Source organism: Planococcus sp. BI3, assembly GCF_056680115.1.
Genome location: NZ_CM155266.1, coordinates 909,201 through 934,593 on the forward strand (window position 1 = coordinate 909,201; position 25,393 = coordinate 934,593).

At 44.7% G+C, this 25,393-nt stretch carries 26 protein-coding genes and 1 riboswitch; of the genes, 1 reads left to right on the forward strand and 25 read right to left on the reverse strand.

The window, feature by feature from the left end; genetic code table 11:
• Positions 1–91: 91 nt before the first annotated feature.
• The 13 genes from AC1MEO_RS04565 to AC1MEO_RS04625 form a co-directional block, all read right to left on the reverse strand.
• Positions 92–973, reverse strand: a complete 882-nt coding sequence (locus AC1MEO_RS04565) for a polyprenyl synthetase family protein (protein ID WP_480334629.1) — start codon at positions 971–973, stop codon at positions 92–94.
• Positions 970–1,206, reverse strand: coding sequence for an exodeoxyribonuclease VII small subunit (gene xseB, locus AC1MEO_RS04570; RefSeq protein WP_142827851.1), 237 nt, complete (start codon positions 1,204–1,206; stop codon positions 970–972). The genes AC1MEO_RS04565 and xseB overlap by 4 nt, the downstream gene beginning before the upstream one ends.
• A gap of 4 nt (positions 1,207–1,210) precedes the next feature.
• A complete protein-coding gene (gene xseA / locus AC1MEO_RS04575) occupies positions 1,211–2,560 on the reverse strand; it encodes an exodeoxyribonuclease VII large subunit (protein ID WP_480334631.1) in 1,350 nt (449 codons plus the stop codon).
• An 84-nt stretch (positions 2,561–2,644) separates the two neighbouring features.
• Positions 2,645–3,505: a bifunctional methylenetetrahydrofolate dehydrogenase/methenyltetrahydrofolate cyclohydrolase FolD gene (folD, locus tag AC1MEO_RS04580; RefSeq protein ID WP_480334633.1), complete on the reverse strand. Its 861-nt coding sequence runs from the start codon at positions 3,503–3,505 to the stop codon at positions 2,645–2,647.
• Between the two features lie 14 nt (positions 3,506–3,519).
• Positions 3,520–3,909 (reverse strand): transcription antitermination factor NusB, encoded by a 390-nt coding sequence (gene nusB, locus AC1MEO_RS04585; RefSeq protein WP_480334634.1) that lies wholly within the window; start codon positions 3,907–3,909, stop codon positions 3,520–3,522.
• A 206-nt stretch (positions 3,910–4,115) separates the two neighbouring features.
• Positions 4,116–4,511 (reverse strand): Asp23/Gls24 family envelope stress response protein, encoded by a 396-nt coding sequence (locus AC1MEO_RS04590; protein ID WP_480334636.1) that lies wholly within the window; start codon positions 4,509–4,511, stop codon positions 4,116–4,118.
• Positions 4,512–4,526: 15 nt separating this feature from the next.
• Positions 4,527–5,876 (reverse strand): acetyl-CoA carboxylase biotin carboxylase subunit, encoded by a 1,350-nt coding sequence (gene accC / locus AC1MEO_RS04595; protein WP_480336028.1) that lies wholly within the window; start codon positions 5,874–5,876, stop codon positions 4,527–4,529.
• A 26-nt stretch (positions 5,877–5,902) separates the two neighbouring features.
• Complete coding sequence (accB, locus tag AC1MEO_RS04600) at positions 5,903–6,409, reverse strand: acetyl-CoA carboxylase biotin carboxyl carrier protein (RefSeq protein ID WP_480334637.1); 507 nt, start codon at positions 6,407–6,409, stop codon at positions 5,903–5,905.
• 127 nt (positions 6,410–6,536) lie between these two features.
• Positions 6,537–7,097 (reverse strand): elongation factor P, encoded by a 561-nt coding sequence (gene efp / locus AC1MEO_RS04605; RefSeq protein ID WP_480334638.1) that lies wholly within the window; start codon positions 7,095–7,097, stop codon positions 6,537–6,539.
• Between the two features lie 17 nt (positions 7,098–7,114).
• A complete protein-coding gene (locus AC1MEO_RS04610) occupies positions 7,115–8,182 on the reverse strand; it encodes a M24 family metallopeptidase (RefSeq protein WP_480334640.1) in 1,068 nt (355 codons plus the stop codon).
• The gene (gene aroQ, locus AC1MEO_RS04615; RefSeq protein WP_480334642.1) at positions 8,179–8,619 is read right to left on the reverse strand and encodes a type II 3-dehydroquinate dehydratase; all 441 of its coding nucleotides are present in this window, start codon (positions 8,617–8,619) and stop codon (positions 8,179–8,181) included. Before aroQ ends, AC1MEO_RS04610 begins: the two co-directional genes overlap by 4 nt.
• A gap of 459 nt (positions 8,620–9,078) precedes the next feature.
• On the reverse strand, positions 9,079–11,637 hold the full coding sequence (locus AC1MEO_RS04620; RefSeq protein WP_480334644.1) for a vitamin B12-dependent ribonucleotide reductase: 2,559 nt from the start codon (positions 11,635–11,637) through the stop codon (positions 9,079–9,081).
• Positions 11,638–11,824: 187 nt separating this feature from the next.
• Complete coding sequence (locus AC1MEO_RS04625; RefSeq protein ID WP_480334645.1) at positions 11,825–12,661, reverse strand: lipoate--protein ligase family protein; 837 nt, start codon at positions 12,659–12,661, stop codon at positions 11,825–11,827.
• A gap of 99 nt (positions 12,662–12,760) precedes the next feature.
• Between AC1MEO_RS04625 and AC1MEO_RS04630 the strand changes: the two genes are divergently transcribed.
• Positions 12,761–13,144, forward strand: coding sequence for a rhodanese-like domain-containing protein (locus AC1MEO_RS04630; protein ID WP_480334646.1), 384 nt, complete (start codon positions 12,761–12,763; stop codon positions 13,142–13,144).
• A 199-nt stretch (positions 13,145–13,343) separates the two neighbouring features.
• Here AC1MEO_RS04630 and gcvPB read toward each other — a convergent pair whose 3' ends face one another.
• From gcvPB to AC1MEO_RS04690, 12 genes are all read right to left on the reverse strand, one after another.
• Positions 13,344–14,807: an aminomethyl-transferring glycine dehydrogenase subunit GcvPB gene (gene gcvPB, locus AC1MEO_RS04635; protein ID WP_480334647.1), complete on the reverse strand. Its 1,464-nt coding sequence runs from the start codon at positions 14,805–14,807 to the stop codon at positions 13,344–13,346.
• Complete coding sequence (gene gcvPA / locus AC1MEO_RS04640) at positions 14,800–16,167, reverse strand: aminomethyl-transferring glycine dehydrogenase subunit GcvPA (RefSeq protein WP_480334648.1); 1,368 nt, start codon at positions 16,165–16,167, stop codon at positions 14,800–14,802. Before gcvPA ends, gcvPB begins: the two co-directional genes overlap by 8 nt.
• A 27-nt stretch (positions 16,168–16,194) precedes the next feature.
• Positions 16,195–17,295: a glycine cleavage system aminomethyltransferase GcvT gene (gcvT, locus tag AC1MEO_RS04645; RefSeq protein WP_480334650.1), complete on the reverse strand. Its 1,101-nt coding sequence runs from the start codon at positions 17,293–17,295 to the stop codon at positions 16,195–16,197.
• Between the two features lie 169 nt (positions 17,296–17,464).
• A riboswitch (glycine riboswitch) is annotated at positions 17,465–17,556 on the reverse strand.
• A gap of 142 nt (positions 17,557–17,698) precedes the next feature.
• The gene (locus tag AC1MEO_RS04650; protein ID WP_480334651.1) at positions 17,699–18,211 is read right to left on the reverse strand and encodes a shikimate kinase; all 513 of its coding nucleotides are present in this window, start codon (positions 18,209–18,211) and stop codon (positions 17,699–17,701) included.
• A 202-nt stretch (positions 18,212–18,413) separates the two neighbouring features.
• On the reverse strand, positions 18,414–18,854 hold the full coding sequence (gene comGF, locus AC1MEO_RS04655) for a competence type IV pilus minor pilin ComGF (protein WP_480334652.1): 441 nt from the start codon (positions 18,852–18,854) through the stop codon (positions 18,414–18,416).
• The gene (locus AC1MEO_RS04660) at positions 18,842–19,105 is read right to left on the reverse strand and encodes a hypothetical protein (RefSeq protein ID WP_480334653.1); all 264 of its coding nucleotides are present in this window, start codon (positions 19,103–19,105) and stop codon (positions 18,842–18,844) included. Before AC1MEO_RS04660 ends, comGF begins: the two co-directional genes overlap by 13 nt.
• 25 nt (positions 19,106–19,130) lie before the next feature.
• On the reverse strand, positions 19,131–19,529 hold the full coding sequence (locus AC1MEO_RS04665; protein ID WP_480334654.1) for a competence protein ComG: 399 nt from the start codon (positions 19,527–19,529) through the stop codon (positions 19,131–19,133).
• A gap of 26 nt (positions 19,530–19,555) precedes the next feature.
• Positions 19,556–19,693, reverse strand: coding sequence for a hypothetical protein (locus AC1MEO_RS04670; protein WP_480334656.1), 138 nt, complete (start codon positions 19,691–19,693; stop codon positions 19,556–19,558).
• Between the two features lie 96 nt (positions 19,694–19,789).
• Positions 19,790–21,469, reverse strand: coding sequence for a recombinase family protein (locus AC1MEO_RS04675; RefSeq protein WP_480334657.1), 1,680 nt, complete (start codon positions 21,467–21,469; stop codon positions 19,790–19,792).
• Between the two features lie 84 nt (positions 21,470–21,553).
• Complete coding sequence (locus tag AC1MEO_RS04680; RefSeq protein WP_149456214.1) at positions 21,554–21,763, reverse strand: hypothetical protein; 210 nt, start codon at positions 21,761–21,763, stop codon at positions 21,554–21,556.
• 298 nt (positions 21,764–22,061) lie between these two features.
• A complete protein-coding gene (locus AC1MEO_RS04685; RefSeq protein WP_480334659.1) occupies positions 22,062–22,826 on the reverse strand; it encodes a distal tail protein Dit in 765 nt (254 codons plus the stop codon).
• Complete coding sequence (locus tag AC1MEO_RS04690) at positions 22,823–25,357, reverse strand: phage tail protein (RefSeq protein ID WP_480334661.1); 2,535 nt, start codon at positions 25,355–25,357, stop codon at positions 22,823–22,825. The genes AC1MEO_RS04685 and AC1MEO_RS04690 overlap by 4 nt, the downstream gene beginning before the upstream one ends.
• Positions 25,358–25,393 lie beyond the last annotated feature (36 nt).

Sequence of the window (25,393 nt, forward strand, 5' to 3'; positions counted from 1 at the left end):
CATCACGCACCTTTTTATAAAAATTTTCCTTCAGACTGTCTGTTCATATTATATCAATACACAGCGAATGTACAAATCAGAGCCTTTAAAATCAGCTTTTTCTTTCGACAATCAAATTTGTCAACTGCAATAGCAATGTTTTTTCGCCGCTCAGTTTTTCAAGTGCTTTGATAGCTTCAGAAGCATGATATTCAAGCTTTTCCTTTGCTTTCGGCAATGTTAATAGACCCGGATAAGTACTCTTTTCGCTGGATTCATCTTTTCCAGCCGTTTTCCCCAGTTCCTGTGAAGTTCCGGTGACATCCAAAATATCATCCTGGATCTGGAAAGCAAGTCCCAGATGCTCACCGAACCGGCTGAGTGCCACAATCTCTTCATTTGAAGCCTGCGCTAAAATGCCGCCGGCCAGGATGCTGTAGGTCAGCAACGCACCAGTTTTCAAGCGGTGAACCTGCTCCAGTTCTTCCAGCGTCAATTGCTTTTCTTCGCCTTCGATATCCAGCACCTGTCCGCCGACCATTCCTTCAGCTCCTGAAGAAACGCTCATCAAATCGATCAAGCGCACTTTATCATCGCTTGAAACATGCTGCAGACGCGCGACGATGCCGAAACTGTAGGTTAACAGTGCATCGCCGGCAAGAATGGCGACGGCTTCCCCAAACACTTTATGATTGGTTGGCATGCCGCGGCGCAGATCGTCATCATCCATGCTTGGCAAATCATCATGGATCAGCGAGTAAGTGTGGATCATTTCAATCGCAGCCGCCACTTTCAGCGCATCCGGATGTTCCTGGCCGCTCAGTTCATGAAGAACTGCCAGCAGCAGAATTGGACGGATTCGTTTCCCTCCAGCCTGCAGCGAATAATGCATCGATTCCTTCAGCGAATCGGGAATCGACAAGGACAGGATTTGTTCAGCCATTTGCTGTTGGATAAGAGGTTCATAATGGGCACGGAATTCGGTTAAGTTCATTTGGCATTCCCGTCCATTTCTATGTCAGCCGGCACTTCTTTGCCGTCTTTCATCATTGTCACCAATTGGCTTTCCGCGTTCTGTAATTTATCATGGCAGACTTTAGAAAGCTCCATGCCTTTCTGGTAAAGTGTCAGTGCCTGTTCAAGCGGCACATCTCCTTGCTCAAGCTGGCGGACGATTTCCTCCAGTTGTTCCATTGCATCATTGAACATGATTTTCTTTTCAGCCATCGTTTCAGTCTCCTTTGTTTGCTGGATTTATAGCATCGACAATCGTTTGGATCGTGCCATCCTGCATCGCTATCGTCAGACGGTCGCCCGTCTTCACCTGCATTACGCTTTTGACGACGTTTCCTTCTATATAGGGAATCGAATAGCCCCGATCCATGATTTTCAGCGGACTCAGCGCATCTAGCGTACGGATTGCTGAAGACAGCTGCTGTGAGCGGTTCTTCAGCAATCCGTTCATCTGGTAATCAAGCCTTCTCGCAAGTTCCGCCACGTCTGTTTCAGACTGTCGGATCCGCTGCAGCGGCACACGGGATTTCAATTGCTGATCCAGCGTCCGGCAGCGTTCTTTTGAGCGGTTTAAATGCTGCATGGATTCCCGCTGCAGCGACTCAGTGGCACGCTCGACACGTTCAATGAAGGGACGGTAAAGGCGTTCCGGATAAGCCAGCGGAAATGATGACGTTAATCGACCTAACGCCTGTTTTTGCTGATTGACGGTTCCTGAAACGGTCCGGTACATTTGGCTGCGGTAGTTTGATAGGCGCTCCAGAAGTTCTGCCTGGCTCGGCACGGCAAGCTCTGCGGCGGCGGTCGGTGTTGCGGCCCGAAGATCCGACACGAAATCAGCGATGGTCGTATCGGTTTCATGGCCGATGGCAGAAATGACCGGAATCCGCGAATCAAAGATGACCCGCGCCACAGCTTCTTCATTGAATGCCCATAAATCTTCAATCGACCCGCCGCCACGACCTACGATCAATACATCAAATTCGCCTTTATTGGCGGACTGGATCGACTGAACGATGGATTGCGTCGCACCTGCCCCTTGGACAAGTGTCGGATACAGCACCACGTCTGCCAGTGGATAACGGCGATGCAGCGTGATGATGATGTCGCGCACGGCGGCACCCGTCTGGGCAGTCACCACCGCAATCCGTTTTGGAAAACGAGGCAAAGCCTTCTTATGGGAAGCTTGGAACAGCCCTTCTTTTGCCAATTTCTCTTTTAACTGTTCAAATGCCAGGTAATAATCACCGATGCCGTCAGCCTGCATCGACTGCGCATACAATTGATATTGGCCGGATGCTTCATAAACTGAGACATCCCCGCGGATCAGCACGGTCATGCCGCTTTCCGGCTTGAATTTAACAGACTTGGCGCTAGCTGAAAACATAACGCCCGGCAGCCGTGCGGCATTGTCCTTTAATGTGAAATAAATATGGCCGCTGGTATGAATTTTGACATTCGACAGCTCACCTTTGACATAGACATCACGCAGATGAGGATCGGCATCAAATTTCTTTTTTATGTATTTGGTTAATGCTTTGACACTCAAATATGGGTCGGTTGACACACTTTCAACCCCTGTCTGTGAATTTAAAAAGCTGTCTTTCTTTCGAAAAACAGCCCTATTGCTCTTTATTTTACATGCTTATGACTATTTTGTCTTTCGTAACCCTTTTTCAGCGGATTCCAATGTATTTCCCATCAGCATCGCTATGGTCATCGGTCCGACGCCGCCTGGAACCGGCGTCACAAAGCTAGCAGTTTCCTGAACATCGTCGAAATCGACATCCCCACAGAGCTTACCGTTCTCGTCCCGGTTCATCCCGACATCGATGATGACAGCACCCGGTTTGATGAACGTATGATCGATGAACTTAGCTCTGCCGATAGCGGCAATCAGAATATCGGCCTGTGTTGTGAAATGCGCCAAATCCTTGGTTTTGGAATGGCAGTAGGTCACGGTTGCATCCTTCTGGAGCAGCAGCTGGCCAATCGGTTTGCCGACGATATTGCTGCGGCCGATCACAACCGCATGTTTGCCCGCGGGATCGATGCCATAATGGGACAACAGCTCCATAATGCCATATGGCGTGCATGGCAGGAAGGCATCTTTGCCGATCATCATATTGCCGACTGAAATCGGATGGAATCCATCCACGTCTTTTTCAGGGCTGATTGCCGAAATGACGTTAAATTCATCGATTTGTTTTGGCAGCGGCAACTGGACAAGAATTCCGTGGATTTGCGGATCCTGATTTAGTTGCTCTATTTTCTCAAGCAATTCCTGCTCGGTCAAGGTGTCTGGAAACTGGTGAAGATCAGAACGCATTCCGAGTGCTTCACAAGTCTTTTTCTTGTTTTTAACATATGTAAGGGAGGCGGAGTTTTCCCCGACCAGCACAACGGCAAGCCCCGGAACGATCCCCTGCTGCGCTAACTTTTCTACGCGCTCTTTTACCTGGATTTTAATTTTCTGGCTTACCGCTTTTCCATCAATCAATGTTGCAGTCATGTAAACTCCCCCAATTAATTTGCTGTTTCGTCAGTAAACTTCGACAGGACCCCATTGACAAACCGGCTGGATTTATCATCCCCAAAGGTTTTGCTCAGTTCGATCGCTTCGTTCATGATGACGCGTGATGGGGCATCTTCCATATAGCCCAGTTCAAAGATGGCCATGCGAAGAATCGTCCGTTCAATCTTTGGCAAACGTTCCAATGACCAGTTTTCCAAATGGCCAATAAGCTTTTCATCGATTTCCGCCATATTGGCGTGGGTGCCCTGCACCAGCAAACTATAGAAATTATCATTTTCTCCAGCCATCACATGGTCCATAGCCTCATCGATGGTCAGTTCAGTGCCCTCTAATTGAAATAAGGTCTGAAGCGCTTTTTCACGTGCTTCGTGTCGTTTCATATTGTCTCGGATCTCCTTTTCACAGCTAATTACCCCTCATTATACAGGTATTCCAGCTGAACTTCCATGTTTGAAATGTTCGGTCAATAGTTCAACGGCCTCCCCGAAGTCCAGGTCTGCTGCAGGGATATTTTGGGTTTAGCCGGCAAAAACAAAGAGAAGGCTGTCCCGAAGCCATTGTTAGGACTTTGGGACAGCCTCGCTGCTTATTCTGCTGCCTGGGGCTCGAAATTGACGCCGGTAATATGGACGTTCACTTCCTGTGTTTGAAGAGAAGTCATATTTTCCAGCGTCTGCCGAACCTGTTCTTGAATCTTTAAAGCCGTCTTCGGGATCGATACGCCGTAATTGATGACGCAATAAACATCAATCGCCAGCCCTTCTTCAGACAAATCGGTTTTGATGCCTTTGCCGTGGACTTTCTTTCCTAAACGTTCGACAACGCCGGACGCGAAATTGCCGCGCATACTGGCAACTCCTTCAATATCTGTCGCAGCAATGCTTGCGATGATTTCCAGAACTTCCGGAGCCACTTCGATATTGCCCAAGTCCTGTGCTCCATGTGATTTCATGCGTAGATAAGGTGCTGTTTTTTCTGCCATTTGAAAAGTTCCTCCTTAAGATCCCAGCACATCGTATTTTTCAAGGAATTTCGTGTTGAAATCTCCTGATTTGAATACTTCGTGGTCCATTAATTTCAAATGGAACGGAATCGTCGTAAACACACCTTCGATGACGAATTCATCCAAAGCACGCTTCATTTTCGCTACTGCTTCTTCGCGCGTATCGGCGAACGTGATCAGTTTGGCCACCATGGAATCATAATACGGCGGAATGGTATATCCCGAGTACATGGCCGAGTCAATTCTCACGCCCATGCCGCCCGGCGGCAGGTACATGTCGATTTTCCCAGCCGATGGCATAAAGTTCTTTGCCGGATTTTCCGCGTTGATGCGGCATTCGATTGACCAGCCTTTAAAGACGACATCTTCTTGCTTATAGGCCAGCGTTTCACCGGAAGCCACCCGCAATTGCTGCTGGATCAAGTCAATCCCTGTAATCATTTCCGTTACCGGATGCTCTACCTGGATGCGTGTGTTCATTTCCATGAAATAGAATTTCTGGTTGACGGCGTCAAAAATGAATTCCACCGTTCCGGCTCCGCGATAGTTGACAGCCAAAGCCGCTTTTACTGCCGCGTCGCCCATTTCCGCACGCAATTCAGGTGACAGGGCTGGTGATGGCGCTTCTTCAACCAATTTTTGCATGCGGCGCTGGATGGAGCAATCACGCTCGCCTAAATGAATGGCATTGCCATGGGAATCCGCAAGCACCTGGATTTCAATATGGCGGAAATCCTCAATGAATTTCTCGATGTAGACACCCGGATTGCCGAATGCTGCTGCTGCTTCTTTTTGTGTCATTTTCAGGCCGGTGATGAAATCTTCGCGCGTACGTGCCACGCGGATCCCTTTCCCGCCGCCGCCAGCGGTTGCTTTGATGATGACTGGGAATCCAAGTTCATCCGCAATGCGCAATCCATCTTCTTCACTGGCCACAATACCGGTAGAACCTGGTACGACAGGCACGCCCGCTTTACGCATCGTTTCACGCGCCACGTCTTTTGTGCCCATCCGTGAAATTGCATCCGCTGTCGGGCCGATAAACATGATATCGCAAGCTTCACATAATTCCGCAAAGCTTGCGTTTTCAGCTAAAAACCCGTATCCCGGATGAATGCCGTCACAATTCGTCAGTTTGGCAACCGACATGATATTGGAAAAGTTCAGATAGCTGTCTTTCGATAATTTCGGACCGATACAATACGCTTCATCTGCAAGTTCAACATGCAGCGCTTCTTTATCGGCTTCTGAGTAAACTGCGACCGTCTTGATATCCATTTCTTTACAGGCACGGATGATCCGGACCGCAATTTCTCCACGGTTCGCAATCAATACTTTTTTCATCGTCTTCATTGCCATCTCCCCTTTCCTCAGTTTGCTTTCACGAGGAATAAAGGTTGGCCATATTCAACAAGTTGACCATCTTTTACAAGAATTTCTGCAATTTCCCCATCCACTTCCGCTTCGATTTCATTGAATAATTTCATTGCTTCGACGATGCAGACGACTTGATCAGCTGTAACTTTTGTTCCAACTTGTACATAAGCAGCTTCGTCCGGCGATGGTGATTCGTAGAATGTACCAACCATTGGAGAAAGGATTTTGTGGTATTCGGAATCGTTGTCAACTGGAATTTCCGGTGCTTCTTCTGATACCAACTCTTCAGCTTTCGGCTCTTTTATAGGTGCTGGAGCACTTGGCGCTTCTGCAGCTTTCGATGCTTGGGGTGCCTGGATGGATGAGCTGGCGCTTGGCTGTACTGTGCCTGAGCCGCTCTTTTTCATTTTGACTTTAACGCCTTCAAATTCGTAAGAGAATTCCTCGATAGATGATCCATCTACCAATTTGATAATTTCACGGATTTCTTGAATTTTCATATACATCCTACTCCCCTAATATGTATTTAACTGATTTCTATTCCATTTTAGACTTTTTCAGTCTATTTTGAAACACTAAATCTGATTTTTTAAAAAAAGGCCTCTATTTCTAGAGGCCTTCCGCTTATTATTGAGCTCGTGATACGTATGAAGAATCTGTTGTGTTGATGATCAAGTGATCGCCTTCATTGATGAAGAATGGCACTTGGACAGACAATCCAGTTGACAAGATCGCCGGTTTTGATCCGCCGCTTGCTGTATCGCCTTTAATGCCTGGATCTGTTTGAACCACTTCAAGGACAACTGTGTTCGGCAATTCGACGCCAAGCACTTCTCCTTGGAACTGGATCACTTGGACTTCCATGTTTTCCTGAAGAAACTTTAATTCTTGTTCAATGTTCTTTTCAGGCAATTCGATCTGGTCGTAAGTCTCGGTATCCATAAAAGCGTGCATATCGCCATTGGCATACAAATACTGCATTTTGTTGTTGTCGATTTGTGCTTTTGCAACTTTTTCGCCCGCACGGAACGTTTTTTCAGTGACGCTTCCTGTACGCAGGTTGCGAAGTTTCGATCGCACGAATGCAGCGCCTTTTCCTGGTTTTACGTGCTGGAATTCCATAACACGCCAAATTCCGCCGTCCACTTCAATTGTGACGCCTGTTTTAAAATCGTTTACTGAAATCATATTAGTTCCTCCGTTTGTTATAAAATGCGAAGCTCTTTTGTGGAGTTAGTCAACCGTTCATTTCCTGACTCAGTTATCAGTATATCATCTTCAATGCGGACTCCGCCAACTCCTGGCAGATAAATTCCCGGTTCCACCGTTACGGCCATACCCGGCTCCAGAACCGTTTCCGTTCTAGATGACAGGCCTGGGCTTTCGTGAACTTCCAAACCGATGCCATGCCCTGTTGAATGGCCGAATGCTTCACCATAGCCCCTTGACTTGATGTAATCACGCGCAATCGCATCCGCTTCAATGCCACTCATGCCCGGACCAATTTTCTCCACGCCTAATTCTTGCGCCTTTAATACAATATCATAGATTTCCTTCATCTGCCCAGAAGGTTCGCCGACCGCGACCGTGCGGGTGATGTCCGAAATATAACCATTATAAAGTGCTCCAAAATCCAGCGTGATCATATCGCCTTTTTCAATGACTTTATCCGTCGCGACGCCATGCGGCAGTGCCGAACGCAGTCCCGAAGCCACAATGATATCGAAACTCGATGAAGTTGCCCCCTCTTTTCTCATAAAGAATTCCAATTCATTGGATACTTCCAGCTCCGTTAGCCCCGGACGAATGTATCCGCAAATATGTTCAAAGGCATCATCCGCAATTTTGGCGGCTGCTTTGAGGATAACCACTTCTTCCGGCGTTTTGACCATGCGAATCTTTTCTATCAGATTGCTGACGGGCTCCATTTCCACTTCTACTTTCTCTTTATACTGGACTGCCGTTGCATAGGTCATATAATCCTGTTCAAAAGTGAGTGTTTGGATGCCTAAAGAGTGAACCGTCTGCACCGCTTCGTCCATCAGATTTTTCTTCGCCTGGACCACTTCAAACTCTTTGACCTGGACACTGGCTTGTTCTGTATACCGGAAATCCGTGATGAAAACCGCCTTTTCCTGTGTGACAATTGCCAGTCCGGCTGTTCCGGTGAATTCAGTTATGTAGCGCAGATTAAAGGGGCTGGTGACAAGCAGCGCCTCGATATCCCGTTGTTTCATTTCAGTGCGTAATTTTTGAAGTTTCAATGTGTTCATCCTCTCTCTTGTCTTAAAATCAACGCCTGCAGCGCCAATTTGTAAACGTCCTGCCCAAATCCGACAATCTGCCCGATGGTGACTGGAGAAATATACGAATGGTGGCGGAATTCTTCCCGCTTGTGGACATTTGATATATGTACTTCGATTACAGGGACCTCGATAGCGGCAATTGCGTCGCGTATAGCGATGCTCGTATGCGTATAGGCTCCGGCATTCAAAACGATGCCAGACAGCGCATCATCACCAGCCCCGTGGATCCAGTCGATCAATTCCCCTTCATGATTGGACTGCCGGCAAATCAATTCGATATCGTGATGGTAGGAAAATTCCACCAGATCCTGTTCCAATTCTTCCAGCGTAAATGTTCCGTAAGCTTCTTTCTCCCGCTTGCCCAGACGGTTTAAATTAGGGCCGTTCAAGACCAGCACACGCATTCAACCTTCTCCTTCCCCTGACACATTCTTCATTATTTTAACATATCGGAACAATCGAGCAACTGTTTAAGAAAGGCGGAAGCAGCCGTTTAGCCCCGACAAGCGCTGGAAGGCTCACCGGTAATGGCGCCCTTTGCCATTGTCGGTGAGCCTGAAGCGACTCGAGGGACTGGCTGCTGCAGCTGGACACTGAAATGCGGAAACGGCCGTGTAGCTCTGCCGGGCATAAGACAGACCAGCAGTGTGGCGCTCTTTGCCACGCAGCTGGGTTGGCTTATGACCCAAAGAGTTGGCTGCTGCAGCTGGACACCGAAATGCGGAAGCGCCCGGCTAAAGGAACGTAAGCTAAAAGCACGACTTCCGGCCGCAACCCTAACTTAACCCATATCCTTAAGAGGGCTCCGTTATATACACGCATAAAAAAAGCGCGATGGCCATTTGGCCATCGCGCTGTTCATCTTATAATCCGCATTTCAATTGAGCGTTGCAGTTGGTGCAGGTATTGCAGCCGCCCATTTCTTCCACTGTCCCCTGACGGCAGACTGGGCATGTATCGCCCACTTCTGAACCGATGCTGACATTGGTAGAACGGATATCCTGAATCGTGTCGACTAGGACGATCGGACGCTTGCTCGCTTCTTCCGGACGTTCCTCTTCTTCAAAGGTATTGTCTTCAGCTTTCAATGTCAGGACCTGTGAGTCCCGGCTGCCGTCGACATAAACCGTACCGCCTTTTGCTCCGCCTTTGTACAGACGTTCATAGACACCTTCCACCTGTTCGACTGTGTAGCCGCGTGGTGCGTTTACAGTTTTCGAGATGGATGAATCGATCCAACGTTGGATGATGCACTGGACATCCGCATGTGCTTCAGGAGCCAGTTGCATCGACGTAACAAATGCCTTCGGCAGGTTTTCTTCATCCGCTTCCGGATTGTTCTTCAAGTATTCGCTGACGATGTCAGCTTTCACCTCGATGAATTTCCCAAGACGGCCGCTGCGGTAGTAGGTAAATGAATAATAGGGTTCAAGTCCAGTTGAAACACCAACCATGGTTCCGGTAGATCCTGTCGGTGCAACCGTCAATAGATGTGAATTGCGGATACCTTTTTCCAGTATCGCTTCACGTACATGTTCCGGCATATCCTTCATAAATCCGGTTTGGGTGAAAGCTTTGCGGAGTGCTGCCGTTTCATCATCGGTTTTGCCGATAAGGAACGGGAAACTGCCGCGTTCTGCTGCCAATTCAGTCGATACCTCATAAGCTGCCGTTGCGATTGTCTTGAAGATTTCATCAACAAGGTCATTGCCTTCCGGAGAGCCATATTCCTTGTCACAATAGATCAACAGATCGGCAAGTCCCATGACGCCAAGGCCGACACGGCGTTCGCCAAGTGCCTGCACCTGATTTTCCTCCAGGAAATATGGAGTGGCGTCAATGACATTGTCCTGCATCCGGACGCCGACACGCACGGTTTCCTTCAAAGCTTCAAAATCGACTTTTTTCGTTTTTGGATCTGCGAACTGGGCCAAGTTGACCGCAGCCAGGTTGCAGACAGAATACGGTGCCAAAGGCTGTTCGCCGCAAGGGTTTGTCGCAACAACTTTCTGTCCGTATGCCGCAGCGTTTGTTTTTTCATTGGCATTATCAATGAAGAAAATGCCTGGCTCTGCTGAGTAGGTCGCGCAGATATTGATCAGGTTCCATAGCTCACGCGCTTTCATCGTGCGGTAGACGCGGACACCATGCCCCATGCGTTCCCATTCACGGACATCGCCGACTTCCTGCCACTGTTCATTGTAGATGGCCATTTCTTCTTTAGAATAAGATTCCACTGCCGGGAAGCGCAGATCGAAATCTGCATCGTTTTCAACGGCTGTCATGAAGTCACTTGTCAATGTGACTGAAATATTGGCACCTGTCAAAAATTCTTCATTATGGACCGTATAAGTTCCGCCATCACGCAATTTCGTTTCAGCATCCCGCATGATTTTTTCATTGAATCCACCCATTCCCGGGATCGTCCGGTAATTTAGGATCCCTTGATACATCGCATCTTCCTGCTCTGTCAAAGGCTTGAATTTCAGTTTATCGTGAGCCAATTTTTTGATGGTCTCATCTTTTGTATTTTCAATCAAATAGCGCAAAATACGTGGATTCTGCATTTTTGAAATAATGAATTCTGCGATATCCGGATGCCAGTCTGCAAGCATGATCATCTGCGCCCCACGGCGTGATCCGCCCTGTTCAACAAGATGCGTCAGTTTGGCGATATCATCCAACCACGATACAGAGCCGGAGGATTTGCCGTTAACTCCGCGCGCCAGTGTATTGCGTGGACGAAGCGTCGATCCATTGGTGCCGACACCGCCACCACGGCTCATGATTTCCATCACTTGTTTGCGGTGATCGGAGATGCCTTCGCGAGAATCGGCTACAAACGGCATGACGTAACAGTTGAAATACGTCACATCGGTATCTGCACCTGCTCCGTAAAGCACACGGCCAGCTGGAATGAATTTCAATCCAACCAATTGCTGGTAGAATTTCTCAAACCATTCCTGGCGTTTTTCAGGAGTTTTCTCCACCGAAGCAAGACCGGTTGCATTGCGCTTGGCAATCTGCTCGTAAAACACTTCCAGCGGCTTCTCAATCACTTCGATCGGGCGATTAACAATCCCCGCTTCCTGTTCTTTCGGATTATCGATTGCACTTCTGTAGTTTTCCTCGATCCAAACCTGTGCTTTATTGGACTGCTCATCAATAGATACGATATAGCCAAGGCCGCGGGCCGGGAATTTCGGATCTTCTTTGACAGTCAATACAACAAAATCGCCAGCTTTGAGTGTCTTTTTCTCAGTATCCTTAAAAGAATAACGGTCGATCATCACGAGGCGTGATACACCTTTATGCGTTATTTTCATATCCGGAGTAATTGCATGCACTTGCGGGAACGTCTTGATATCTTCGTTTAATGCTTTTGAATTTAATGAGTATTGGGATTGTGTGGCGGAAACCATTTGACAATTCCTCCTTTGTATTATATGGAGTTGGATACTATATATAGTATTACTTCAATTCCCAGCATACTACATATTGAAACTCGTTTTCAATAACAATTTTCTGCTGCAAATTCCGCAGGCAGTGGAAAGCTATATTTACCAGCGTTTCCAGCTTTGGAAATCCTTAAAATGAGCCAAAAGACTCTCACACGCGGAAATTCCACTCAATATTCGCGTATTTTTTTTCCTCCAAAGCCTTGACATCTGCGAACTGTTGTTCCGACAATGTATAGGGCTCCAACTCGATTGCCAGTGCCTGTTCGAATCCAGCTCTAAAGGCATGGATGCATTCTTCCACATCGGCTGGCTCCTTGCGCAGGGAATTGATCGATACCGCTTTTTCAGGGATTTTGACGCGCATCCGCTCTTTGGCTTGTTCGCTTGAAAATTTGAAAACCGACAGCAACTTCTCGGCATCCAAATCGATCAAAATGGCCCCATGCTGTAAAATGACACCTTTTTGGCGCGTTTGTGCACTGCCTGCCACTTTTTTCCCTTCAACGACCATCTCATACCAGCTCGGCGCATCAAAACAAACAGCCGATTTCGGTTTTTTCAAATCAGCGCGCTTTTCATCTGTATCCGGCACAGAGAAATAAGCGTCCAGCCCGAGATTTTTAAAGCCTTCCAATAAACCTTCGCTTAATACACGATAAGCTTCTGTAACTGTTTCCGGCATGTCCGGATAATTTTCACTGACGATGATGCTATATGTAAGCTCATGCTCATGGAGAACACCTCTGCCTCCTGTCGGACGGCGGACAAATCCAAGGCCAAGCCGGTTGACGGCTTCCATGTCAATTTCCTTTTCAACTTTTTGAAAATAACCGATCGACAGCGCAGCTGGTTCCCAGCTGTAAAAACGGATGACCGGTGGAATCAGCCCTTCACTATGCCATGTCAGCAGGGCTTCGTCAAGCGCCATATTGAACGAAGGACTGCTTGCACCTGAATTTATAAAAACCCATTTTGGATATTTCACAAGATCGCCTCCTATTTCCGATAATTAGTGTAACATTGGCATTGAATATCCGTCATCTCTTCTCTTATAATAAAGGAAGATGAGAAAGGGGCAAGAACATTGGAATTTCTGTACATCACGATCGCCATCGTTTTGGCAATCATCATTTACGCGGTAATTTCTTATTTCCGCATCAAAAAAGCTGTCACTAACCTGACACAGGAACAATTTATCGAAGGCTACCGAAAAGCCCAATTGATCGACGTGCGCGAGCCGAAAGATTTTGCGGCTGGCCATATTCTGGGGGCACGCAATATTCCGCAATCACAATTGCGCCAGCGCTACAAGGAAATCCGTTCGGACAAGCCGGTCTATTTATATGACCAGAATGGAGCACGCAGTGGCCGCGTTGCAATCTTCCTGAAGAAAAAAGGATACAATCACTTGTTCCAGCTGCAAGGCGGGTTCAAGCAATGGACTGGAAAGATTAAATCCAAAGCCTAAATCCCAAAACCCTTCCAGCAGTGGAAGGGTTTTTTCCCCCTTTCTTCTCTTACTCCAATTGAAATTCAGTGAGGACTGCAGAAATAAAAAAGCGCACAGAAAAAATTGACCGAAAAACCCTGGAATTGTCCCTCATTTTTACTGGTGGCCATAAAAAAAGGCGTGGAGGCTGAACAGCCCCCACGCCTTTTTTGAGATTCTATTCAGCTTTGTAGTAGCGAAGCACAGGGTGGCGTGCCGCTTTTGTTTCATCCAAACGGTTGATTACCGTAGTATGCGGTGCATTTTGGACGATTTCAGGATTTTCTTCCACTTCTTTCGCGATTTGGATCATCGCATCGATGAACGCATCCAAAGTTTCTTTGGATTCCGTTTCCGTCGGTTCGATCATCATGCCCTCTTCCACATTCAACGGGAAGTAGATCGTTGGCGGATGGTAGCCGAAGTCAAGCAGGCGTTTTGCCATATCCAATGTACGGACACCCAGTTTCTTCTGGCGGCGGCCGCTCAATACGAATTCATGCTTGCAATGGCGGTCGTACGGCAAATCGAAATGAGGCTGCAGTCTGCGCATCATGTAGTTGGCATTCAATACCGCATATTCCGTCACTGCCTTCAGGCCATCCGGCCCCATAGAGCGGATATACGTGTAGGCCCGAACATTGATTCCGAAGTTGCCATAGAAAGGTTTGACACGGCCGATTGAATCCGGACGGTCATAGTCGAACGTATAGGCATCGTCTTTTTTCACCAATACCGGTTTCGGCAAATAGGGAAGCAAGTCATTTTTCACGCCGACTGGGCCAGATCCAGGTCCGCCGCCGCCGTGAGGTCCAGTGAAAGTCTTGTGCAGGTTCAAGTGAACCACGTCAAAGCCCATATCTCCCGGACGTGCTTTTGACATAACTGCGTTGAGATTGGCGCCGTCATAATACAACTTGCCGCCGACGCCATGGATGATCGCTGCCATTTCCATAATCTGCTCTTCAAAAAGACCAAGCGTATTCGGATTTGTCAGCATCAACGCCGCCGTATCGTCTCCGACAACGCGCTTCAGGTCCTCAAGATCCACAAGTCCCTGGTCGCTCGATTTAACAGTTACAGTTTCGAATCCGGCAACGGTCGCTGACGCCGGGTTGGTGCCATGCGCCGAATCGGGAACGATAACTTTCGTTCGCTTCAAGTCGCCTCGTGCCTCGTGGTAGGCACGGATCATCATCAATCCGGTCCATTCACCGTGTGCACCCGCCGCTGGCTGCAGCGTGACTTCGTCCATGCCGGTGATTTCTTTCAGATGCTCCTGCAAATCAAACATCAAAGCTAGAGCCCCTTGAACGGTTTTTTCATCCTGCAACGGATGGATGTTTGCGAATCCAGGGAAACGCGCAACGGTTTCGTTGATTTTCGGATTGTATTTCATGGTGCATGAGCCCAGTGGATAGAAACCGGAATCCACCCCGTGGTTACGGTTGGATAAAGCTGTGTAATGGCGCATAATATCAAGTTCCGATACTTCAGGCAGTTCAGCTGCCTCCGTGCGGATCAATTCAGCCGGCAAGAGCTCGCTCAAGTCGACTTCCGGTACGTCAAGCGTCGGCAGGCTGTAGCCGACACGTCCTTCTTTGGTCAATTCAAAAATTAACGCTTGGTTGTCCTTATGCATGAGTAGCCCCCACTTCCTGCACTTTAGCAGCTATTTCCTGCACGAATGCATCAATTTCTTCTTTTGTCCGTTGTTCAGTGACGGCAACCAGCATATGGCCTTTAAACTCTTCATAGCTCAATCCAAGATCATAGCCGCCGATCATGTCGTTTTCAAACAGGCGGTCGTTCAACTGTTTGACAGGTTCTTTCGTTTTTACAACGATTTCATTGAAATGCGCGCCTTCAAATGCAATTTCAAGGCCCGCTCCTTTCAATTGCTGTTTCATATAATGCGTTTTGATAATATTCTGTTTGGCGATTTCCTGTGTGCCGACTTTTCCGAGTGCCGTCATGGCAACCGATGCAGCCAATGCATTCAAGGCCTGGTTCGAACAGATATTGGACGTTGCTTTGTCGCGGCGGATATGCTGTTCACGCGCCTGCAAGGTCAACACAAATCCACGGCGGCCTTCTTCATCCGTCGTTTCACCGACTAAACGGCCCGGTACTTTACGCATCAATTTTTTTGTGACGGCGAAATAACCACAATGAGGCCCGCCGTATGCTTCCGGAATACCGAAAGGCTGTGCATCGCCTACTGTAATGTCTGCTCCGAGCTGACCCGGAGAAGTCAGCGCCCCAAGCGCCAACGGATTGGAAGAAACAGAAAATAACGCGCCGGCTTCATGGACAATCGGTTCGATTTCCTTCAGGTTTTCAACCTGTCCGAAGAAGTTCGGGTATTGGATCATCACGGTTGCGACGTTTTCATCGATCATCTCTTTTAATGCATCCAGGTCGGTGTGGCCATCCTTCAACGGAATTTCGACAACCTCGATCGACTGGCCAAGCGCATAGCTGCGGACAACAGCCCGTGATTCCGGATGGACTGCACGTGACACCAGAATTTTTTTGCGTTTTGTGTGGCCTGCAGCGAGCATTCCAGCTTCAGCAAGTGCCGTTCCGCCGTCATACATGGAAGAGTTGGCAATATCCATACCGGTCAATTCGCTGATCATTGTTTGGAATTCGAAGATTGCCTGCAATTCACCTTGGGAGATTTCGGGCTGGTAAGGCGTATAAGCTGTATAGAATTCAGAACGCGAAATCACATGATCCACGATGATCGGTTTGTAATGGTCATAGACGCCAGCTCCAAGAAATGAAGCGTAGCGATTGGTATCAGCATTTTGGGCTGCAAGCTGCGCCAATTCCTTTGTCAATGAAGACTCTGATTTGGCTGCTTTGATGTTGTATTCGCCTTTAAAACGAATTTTTTCCGGAATATCCGAAAACAATTCATCAATGGATCCGATGCCGATTGTTTCCAGCATTTCTTTTTCGTCTTGAGACGTCATTGGTAAATAGCGATGTTTCATCGAGTGCTGTCCCCTTTTCAAGTTAGATTAGTTGGATCGTTTATAAAATGGTGTTTCCACTGTTTTCGCTTTTAATCGTTTGTTGCGAATTTCAACTTCCAGTTCGATTCCCACTTCAGCCCATTCACTTGAAACCAAAGCCAGTCCGATGTTTTTCTTTAATGTCGGCGACTGGGTGCCTGTAGTCACTTCTCCGATTTTTTGGTCTCCTGCGTAAACCGCATAACCATGGCGCGGAATGCCTTTATCGATCATTTCAATGCCCACCAATTTACGCGGGACGCCTGCTTCTTTTTGTTCTGCCAATGCTTGTTTGCCGATGAAATCCTGGTCTTTTTTGAGTTTCACTACAAAGTTGATGCCGGCTTCAAGCGGCGTGATGTCTTTCGACAATTCCTGGCCGTATAGAGCAAGGCAAGCTTCAAAGCGCAAGGTATCACGGGCGCCAAGACCTACCGGCAAGACACCTTCCGGCTTTCCTTCAGACAGGATCGCATCCCAAAGAACGGACAGTGCTTCAGGTGATGCGTAAATTTCAAAGCCATTTTCTCCCGTATAGCCGGTCCGCGACAAAATGACCTGTTGTCCCGCTACTTCAACGTCCTGTTTAAAACGGAAAGGCTTGATCAAAGACAGGTCTTCATCCGTCAGGCGCTGAAGCACCGTTTCAGCCAAAGGCCCCTGCAGCGCCAAAAGACCATAGCGTTCAGACGCATTGTCCAATACCACATCGCCTGTTTTAGCCTGTTCCATCCATTCAAAATCCTTTTCGATATTGGAAGCATTAACGACCAACAGATAATGCTGGTCCGCTAATTTATACACCAGCAAATCATCCACCGTGCCGCCGTCTTCATAGCACATCGCTGTATACTGCGCTTGGCCATCCTGAATTTTGGACACATCATTTGTTACAAGATGCTGGAGATAGTCTAAACTGTCTGCTCCTGTGACGAAGATTTCGCCCATATGGGATACATCAAAAAGTCCGGCTTTTGTTCTGACCGCTTCATGTTCTTCTTTGATGCTCGAAAATTGCACAGGCAGTTCCCAACCACCAAAATCAATTGTTTTGCCACCATATTTCGAATACGTTTCAAACAGAGGTGTACGCTTTAACTGTGCCAATGATTTTCCTCCTCATTTTTCAAGACCCTTTCTGCCAGGTTAATGTGAGCCTGGGCACGAAAAAAGGACAGAGATTTCCCCGTGAAGGGAAATCTCTGTCCTGGAACCTGAAAGTTTACCATAATGGCTTTCCTCTTTGGTAGCTGACATGCAGCATTCTCCAGAGATGCGTCCTGTACGAGTCTTTTTGCCTGAGAGATTCATAACTTCTGTTATTTGCTCCTTCGGCGACGCATTTGCGTTCTCTCCCCATACATTCATCCGCCCAAATCAAGATTGATTGGTCCAAACCGTTACACAGAATAGTGTAACTTTGAATATATCCTAACATTGATCCAGGGGAAGCGCAATCTTTTTTCTTAAAAAGGACAAAAGACGAACGAAATGATTAATTAAAATCAAATCATTCGCCTTTTAGACGTTTCACTTGGAAAGCAGCATATTGTGTAATCTGCCGCAATGTCCGATATTCAGTTCGGATGGTAATATGTGCCGTTTGTTTGTAATCCCGATAGCGCGCTTTATGCAGCGCTTCGATTTCTTCACGAGTGGATTGGCGGACAATCGGACGATTCGGATCCCGGTGAATCCGCCGCCAGATTTCACGGAATGGCGCATCCAAAAATAGCACCAACCCCGTATTTCTCATGATTTTCTGATTTTCTTTCCGCATGGTGACGCCGCCGCCAGTGGAGATGATGCAATGATCATTTTTAAAATTTTGCAAAAATTGTGTTTCCAGTTTCCGAAAATATTCTTCGCCGTGCTGCTCAAAAATTTCCGGAATCGTTTTTCCGGTCTGCCGGACAATCTCCTTGTCCATATCATAGAAGGGTAGTTTCAGCAGGAAGCTTAACCTTCTGCCGACCGCACTTTTCCCACAGCCCATGAATCCAATCAAATATATTCTGTTCATCCTACCACCCGATACTTACCTCTACTCAGGTATTTTATTTTTCTCAATTTCCATCAGTAGTTGTATCGTAGCATGTCTATGCATATTTTCCAAACCATCATATGTTTTATATTGGATGGAATAGAGCAAAAGGGTGTGGGATAACAGCATCAGGGCCGACATGAAAAAGACGATGGCAATGGGATAGACGGCACCTTTCTCGTTATTCAGGCTGCGAAAAAACATACTCTGCCTCTTCCAGACTGCCTGTGGTGAATTCGGTGCGGACTTTAAGCGTATTGCCGGTCAATGAAAATTGGCACAGCCGCACACGGGTCAGCATGACCTCATGCCCTTTTCTGGCTTTTTGTTTGCGGATCATATCGGTGTACAGTTCAATGTCAAATTCCTCCCCCATCTGGACAACACGGATGCCACTGCCGCTATTGATGATTTCGAGCGAATCGCTGCTGTTCATATAACTCTGCAAATCAATGGCGAACAATTGCCACTCAACCCGGTGCGGATCCAGGTCTTCTGTAAAACTGACAGCAAAACTGTAGAATAGGACAATCAGCGGCAGCATCGTCAGCAGCACCAGCAGATCGAAAATCGAGGCTACAAATGAAAAGCCGTTTTCATCCAGCCTGTTTATTCGACGCATAGCTGCTCCTGCTGCCCTTTGTAATCTGCATAATCGACACAAAGCTCACCAGCCATCTCCCAGCTGTAAACAATGCCGTTAACTTTCCGCTGTCCATTCGATGCACCAGTAGAGCGGATCTCCCTCGCCGCTTCGTGGAGGGTTTCAACAGCGCTGACGCGTTCTTTTTTCACTTGCAGGCTTTGCTGGATACTGAGCATAGCGGGAAGCAAACTGCCAAAAATGATGAATACCATGAACAGGCTGACCATGGTTTCTGCCCAGGAAATTCCTTTATCATTCAGAAAACACCACTCTCCCTTTTCCGAGATGGACGACCATCACCTTTTCTCCGCCGCTTGTCAGAAAACGCAATGTTCCGGATTGGACGACTGAACCGTTTGAATTAAAGTAGATTTCATTGAGGTTGCTGGTCTTTTGAAGCTTCACCGAATCCGGAAGCTTTCTGGATAAACCTCCATATCGCAGGTTTGTGAATAGCTCATAGGTTCCTGCGGTTTCCCTGAATACGAGTTTTGCGGTTTTTTGCAAGGAATAACTTTCGCTCTGCGCGAAATAAACATCCTGCTGCAGGACCTCAAAAAAACGCTGTTCTTCTTTTTTGACCATCAGGTTCTGATACCCTGGAATCGATATCGCGGCCACCGCCATCAGAATAGTGAGCACCAGCAACATCTCGAGCAGGGTGAAACCCAGTTCGTTTACGGTGATTTTGCGGATGTCACCACTCCATTAACCGAAATATTCACCACATCGCCATTCGGGCAGTCTGTCTCCCCTGTTTTCAAATAACCTTCCGTCACTAAATCCGTCAAGTTCGGAACCACTTTCAAATCCATGCGGTAGGATTCCACCTGTCCCTGGACCATTTGTAAATAAAGAGGCAATTGCAAGTATTAAATAAAAAAGAGGATTTTCCTTTTATAATGGAAGTCCTACTTTAATTCTTCATTTGCTGTTTCCCAGTATTCTCTGGCAGCTTTATGATCTCTCCTGAAGCCTTCTGTAAACGGTCTAAAAGGGATGGTTAAATTAATTGGATTCATTGGAAAAAGCTTATTATATAAATCTACTTCTTCCTCAAATGAAGGAATTGCAAATTGAAAGCTTAAATCATAGTCGCCAATTTCAATTCTATTAAGTAACTTTAATTTATCTTCCACTATTAAAGACTTTGAAACTGAAAGAAGTTCAATCATACTTTTTTTATCTTCCAACTTGCCTAAAATGTATTCTATGGATTCTATATTAAGTTTTTCAAATTGCTGATTAAGTTCAGTAATTTGATTTTCTCTATCGTCAACCTTCTTTACTAGTCTTGCTTTCATTTTGTCTGTTTCATTAAGGAAAGCAAATTGATCTGATATTTTATCTATTTCTTCCTCTAATGAGTCTATTTTCTTCTGTATTTCAAGTTTAGTTTGAGCCAGTTGAAGCTTCTGCTTAGCTAAAAGATTGAGCAGTTCTTTATAATAGAATGAATCTCCCATAGCATTAGATAAATATTTTAATTCTACCTCTGCTAAACTTCTGTTAAGATTCTGGATTGATATTCCTCTAACTCCACAACCCAACCGCTTTCGTCTGTTCTGGCACATATAATTTATTTTGCCGCCATTGCCTGTATGCCTGACAAAGCGACTACCACAACTTGAGCAAAACAGCTTTTCGTTATATATATCGTTTCTAGCTGGCTTTCTACCAATTTTTTTATTCTTGTTCATTCGCTTTTCTCTAGTTAAATTGGCTTCTTCATACTGCTCAATAGTTACAATTGACTTTACAGCATTTGGAATTTCAATATACTGATCTATACTATTTTTGCTTCTCTGTGTATCCGTTACATTCTTCTTATAGCTTTTCCCTACTGTAGCTGTCCCTGTATATATACGGTTATGTATAACACGGGTTACTTTATCATCAGTCCAGCGTTTACCTGTCTGACTTAACACGCCTTTTTCATTTAATTCTTGAGAGATGAGAGAGCCACCAGCTTCTTTATAACGCTCAAAGATGTGTTTTACTATTTCCGCTTGTTCCTCATGAATTACAATTTCATTATTTTCATTTCTAGTATATCCATAAGGAATTCTTGCTGGACTGTATTTCCCTTTACGGGCATTGTGCTGCTTTGCAAATTTAATCCGCTTGCTCATATTTGCTGATTCATTTTGAGCAATTTGAAAAAGAATACCTAAGTTAAATTCATATCCTTCATCAAACGTAGACATTCCAGAATTTTCAAAGATGATATCTACCCCTTTATCTTTTAGGAGTTTAACAACCATCTGACCTTGTACTGAGCCACGCATGAAGCGGCTAACATCCTTACAAATTATTACATCAAATTTAGGCTTTGTATTTTTAGCAGGAGTAAAAAAATCATAGCCTAAATCATTTCTCGTATAAGTTAACCCCGCATCTAAAAGCATCTCTTTGAATTTTACTCGCCTAACATTTGTTCCTGTTAGTCCCTCATCAGCATAGATTTCAGCTAATTCATATCCCATATTTTCACAATACTCTGTATATCTTTCTTCTTGATTGACTAGACTCTGCTGCTGCTCCACTTTATTTGTTGAAATTCTCGTATACAAAACTGCTTTTTTCTTCAAGTGCTTTCCTCCTTATTTACCACTTAAAACGCTTTGCATCTAATATAGCAAAAAAGAAGCAACCATTTATGATTGCTCCCCTTCCTACTTATCTTCTAATTCATCTAATAGATTCTTTACAGCTCTATTGAAGAAAAGACTTTTAAATCCTCTTTTTCCATCTGCTAATTTGTTCAATCTATCAGCTAATTCTCTATCTAATAGAAAAGTAGTTCTAGCATGAGAATCTTCAATATTTACTTTAGGTTTCGAGAGCATTTCTTTAAGTTCATCCACTTCTTTTTCTTTTGCCAAATTAAACACTCCTTTTATACTACTAGTTATATGTAATCTAAGTATAGTTGAAGGCATATATAAAGTAAACTTCAAATATGTTTAACTGTATGCTAATAGTTTTGCATAGTTAAAAGTAGACAAAAAAAGGGCTGTTTCACGGCAAGAGGATTAGCCACAAAACAGCCCTATGATATGTAAAAGGAAGGTTTTCACCTTCCCCCGAGTTTAAGGAGGAACTCGTTTGAAATTTTATTATATGAATTGGATTCATTCAGCTTAGATTAAGGGAATGGTGTGTAGCCCTTAATCCATTTATTTAAAGATAGATATTACTGTATTCAATTGTATAAACAAACTTACCTTTGATTCTTAAATCATTTGTTCCTTCAACAAACTTAATAAATTCATCGTTATGATCGTCATATCTATGTCTTAAATTTGAAGATGTCTCAATTTCCTCATATTCATTCCATACAATGACCGTTTCATTTACTAAATTGTTTTCTAATAGGAAGTGCTGTCCTGTTGTATCATTGAATATCTCAATGTTAGTAGGAATATTAGGATTCATGATAATTTTCATTTTAGGAAATGTAGTTTTATCACCTTCATTATAAATTGACAAGCCATGAAAATTTGTATCAGAGACACTTTCACCCTCAATTTCAATCATTCTTGAAAATGAATATGCAGAATTTGTGAGAAATTCGAATTCAACATAACCACTTGAGATTGTATTGTGATTTAAAGTGATTTGTCCATTAGGCTTAGCATAGTAAACCTTATTTGGATCATCTTCAAACACTAATTCTTTGAAATCTTTCTGATTCAGCCACCGCCTAACTCCTCTGAGACTTGTTTCATCAATATTTTCATCAAAATAAAGAGCCATAGGAAAAACTATAAGCTCTTCATCTGATTCTTCTAGAAATGATTTATTGCTATTTTTATTCTTCACTACCTGATTATTTACAGTAGCTAAAAAGCTATCCGTCAAAAAACCGCCTTCAGTTCTAATCTTGATAACTCCTTTATTGCCGCTGTACTCTTGATTATAGTAAAAGCCACTTGAAAGAATCATCGTGTTACCATGACCCCTCTCTTGCCTAAGCTATTAATCAAAGTAGATGCCAAATTTTCCACTTCTTTTTGTGTTCCATTGAAGTTTTCAATATGAACAAGATTTTCAATCTGAGTAGTATTTGCGTTAGCCTGGGTTTTTTTCTGCATAGTTGATGCTATGCCTTTACCAATGTTGCCTAAAACTTTAGCAGTTAATGGGATGATTGCCTCACTACCTGCCTCTCCTACTCCTTGTAAACCTGCATTAGCTGTATTGAATACTGTAGGCTTATTAAATACGCCACCTTTAGCATTCCAGCTAATCCCAACCTTTGGAACAGAAGGAGGCATTAAGCTAAATTTGCCTGTAAGGCTAAACTTAGGCATTTTAGGCATTGAGATTTTAGGAAATTTCAATTTTAATCCACTGAAGAAACCTTTAATCTTATCAATTGCTGATTTAATAGCATCCTTAGCAGCATTCACTGGCTGAGTCATTGCTGATTTAATACTATTGAATATTGAACTAGCTGAACTCTTGATGGCATTAAACTTTGAAGTGATGCTGGATTTCATTGATTCTACTGTATTGGTAACAGCTGATTTAATACCATTCCAAATTGAGCTGACTGTAGATTTAATACTATTGAATACTGAGCTAACAGTTGATTTAATGGCATTAATTATACTTGTGATAGAAGACTTGATAGCATTCCATACACTTGAAGCTGTCGATTTGATAGCATTGAATGTAGTTACAATGTAGTTCTTTATGGCATTCCAGACACTCGTAGTAGTTGATTTAATGGCATTGAAAATAGTGCTAATAGAAGATTTGATAGCATTAAAAACAGTTGAAGCTGTTGATTTAATACCATTCCACAAAGCAGATAAAAACGATTTAATGCCATTCCACACTGTCATAATGATAGTTTTATACACATTAAAAACAAATGTAAAATAGGCTTTCAATCCATTAAATACCGCTGAAGCTATTGCTACAATTCCATTCCATACAGCACTAAAGAACGCTTTTAATCCATTCCATACTGCTGAAGCTGCCGCTTTAATGGCATTCCAGATAGCAGCAAAACCATCTCTCAAAGCTCCAAAGATTGTCATTGCGGCAATTTTAATACTTTCCCATGTTGCAGCGAAGAAAATCTTTAATCCAGTCCATACTGCTGAAGCTACTGATTTGATAGTTTCCCATGCTGCACTCAAAAAGGCTACTACTGTATCCCAGTTTTTATAAAGCAGAATACCTACAGCAACTAATGCTGCTACTGCAATAACTACTAGAGCAATTGGATTAGCCGCTAAAACTAAGTTAAATGCAGCTTGTACGGCTGCCGCTGCTTTTGTAACTGCTGTCCATGTTGTTGTAATAGTTACCCATGCCGCTTTTGCTGCTGTAATTGCTTTGAATGTAAGAACGCCAGCCGCAATTCCTAAAATTAGAAAATCAAATTTATCAATGAACCAGCCTAAGCCTTCTGTTGTACTCTTAATCAATTCACCAAATCCAGAAACTGCCGTTTTAATTTTTTCAAATCCTGTACTCATTGAACCTGCATCAAATGATAAGCTACCGAATAGCTCGGTAAAATTATCCTTTACAGCGGCAATAATTGGAGAAAAGACTGATCCGACATATGAGCCAAACGCTTTAAATCCACCTAATACAGCTTGAGGATCAATTTTCCCAATCCATTCAGCTAAACCTTTAATTCCAGCAATTGCTACTGCTAAAATAGGCTGTCCTAATTGTCCTTTTAAATCTGTCCAAATCTGCTTTAAGTTACCTAACTGATTCTGATAACTTCCAGACTCTCGGCTTGCTTGTCCCATTGCTCCAGCTGATTCTTGCATAGATTCCGCAAAGGATAGTCTAACAAGCTGTTTCCCTGCTTCATCTAGGTTTTCATAATCTTGTCCTAATGTATCAGAAGCATAAGAAGCCATTTGGGCCTCATTTGCAAACAATCCTATAGATTCTCCAGCTTCCCAGTTACCTTTCATAAATGAAGTTAAGGCACTTGAAGCATCTTCCATAGAAACATCATAAAAGGCTGCTGCATCGGCTGAGGCTGTCATGGCTCGGCTTGCACCGTCCATAGCATCCTCACTGTTTAAGCCTAACCCTTTAAATAGTGAAGTCATTTGAGTAAATGCTGGCTTAATCCGACTAGAAACCATGCCGAATTCTTGCCCCATGCCATCAATAGCTTTAGTTGCCTCGCCTTGCAAGCCTCCGAAAACCTGTTCAAATTGTGCTGTCATGGCTTGACTATCTGCTGCTGATTCTACTAAGCTAATACCAAAATCCTTAATTTTATCTATCGCAAATGCACCGGCAATAATTCCAGCTACTCCACCTAATGCTGATTTAATGCGTCCGACTCCTCCAGATGTAGAGCTTTCAGCCCCACCCATAGAGTCTCTAACAGTATCCCCTGCTTCTCTAACTGAATCAGAAATTTGATCCATAGCATTTCTAAACTCTGTAATATCTGCGCTAATTCTTACTGATAAATCTTGCATACTCATTTATATTTGCTCACCTCTCTTTTTAAATACAAAAAA

Coding starts and splice junctions, on each gene's coding strand:
- AC1MEO_RS04665 (WP_480334654.1), bottom strand. CDS start 19,529: ATGTTGCTGGTGCTCACTATTCTGATGGCGGTGGCCGCGATATCGATT.
- AC1MEO_RS04690 (WP_480334661.1), bottom strand. CDS start 25,357: ATGAGTATGCAAGATTTATCAGTAAGAATTAGCGCAGATATTACAGAG.
- AC1MEO_RS04660 (WP_480334653.1), bottom strand. CDS start 19,105: ATGGTCAGCCTGTTCATGGTATTCATCATTTTTGGCAGTTTGCTTCCC.
- efp (WP_480334638.1), bottom strand. CDS start 7,097: ATGATTTCAGTAAACGATTTTAAAACAGGCGTCACAATTGAAGTGGAC.
- gcvPA (WP_480334648.1), bottom strand. CDS start 16,167: ATGAAACATCGCTATTTACCAATGACGTCTCAAGACGAAAAAGAAATG.
- gcvPB (WP_480334647.1), bottom strand. CDS start 14,807: ATGCATAAGGACAACCAAGCGTTAATTTTTGAATTGACCAAAGAAGGA.
- AC1MEO_RS04610 (WP_480334640.1), bottom strand. CDS start 8,182: ATGAACACATTGAAACTTCAAAAATTACGCACTGAAATGAAACAACGG.
- AC1MEO_RS04565 (WP_480334629.1), bottom strand. CDS start 973: ATGAACTTAACCGAATTCCGTGCCCATTATGAACCTCTTATCCAACAG.
- nusB (WP_480334634.1), bottom strand. CDS start 3,909: ATGAAACGACACGAAGCACGTGAAAAAGCGCTTCAGACCTTATTTCAA.
- accC (WP_480336028.1), bottom strand. CDS start 5,876: ATGAAAAAAGTATTGATTGCGAACCGTGGAGAAATTGCGGTCCGGATC.
- AC1MEO_RS04590 (WP_480334636.1), bottom strand. CDS start 4,511: ATGGCAGAAAAAACAGCACCTTATCTACGCATGAAATCACATGGAGCA.
- accB (WP_480334637.1), bottom strand. CDS start 6,409: ATGAAAATTCAAGAAATCCGTGAAATTATCAAATTGGTAGATGGATCA.
- folD (WP_480334633.1), bottom strand. CDS start 3,505: ATGACTGCAACATTGATTGATGGAAAAGCGGTAAGCCAGAAAATTAAA.
- aroQ (WP_480334642.1), bottom strand. CDS start 8,619: ATGCGTGTGCTGGTCTTGAACGGCCCTAATTTAAACCGTCTGGGCAAG.
- AC1MEO_RS04685 (WP_480334659.1), bottom strand. CDS start 22,826: ATGATTCTTTCAAGTGGCTTTTACTATAATCAAGAGTACAGCGGCAAT.
- AC1MEO_RS04670 (WP_480334656.1), bottom strand. CDS start 19,693: ATGGATTTGAAAGTGGTTCCGAACTTGACGGATTTAGTGACGGAAGGT.
- AC1MEO_RS04650 (WP_480334651.1), bottom strand. CDS start 18,211: ATGAACAGAATATATTTGATTGGATTCATGGGCTGTGGGAAAAGTGCG.
- comGF (WP_480334652.1), bottom strand. CDS start 18,854: ATGCGTCGAATAAACAGGCTGGATGAAAACGGCTTTTCATTTGTAGCC.
- AC1MEO_RS04620 (WP_480334644.1), bottom strand. CDS start 11,637: ATGGTTTCCGCCACACAATCCCAATACTCATTAAATTCAAAAGCATTA.
- xseB (WP_142827851.1), bottom strand. CDS start 1,206: ATGGCTGAAAAGAAAATCATGTTCAATGATGCAATGGAACAACTGGAG.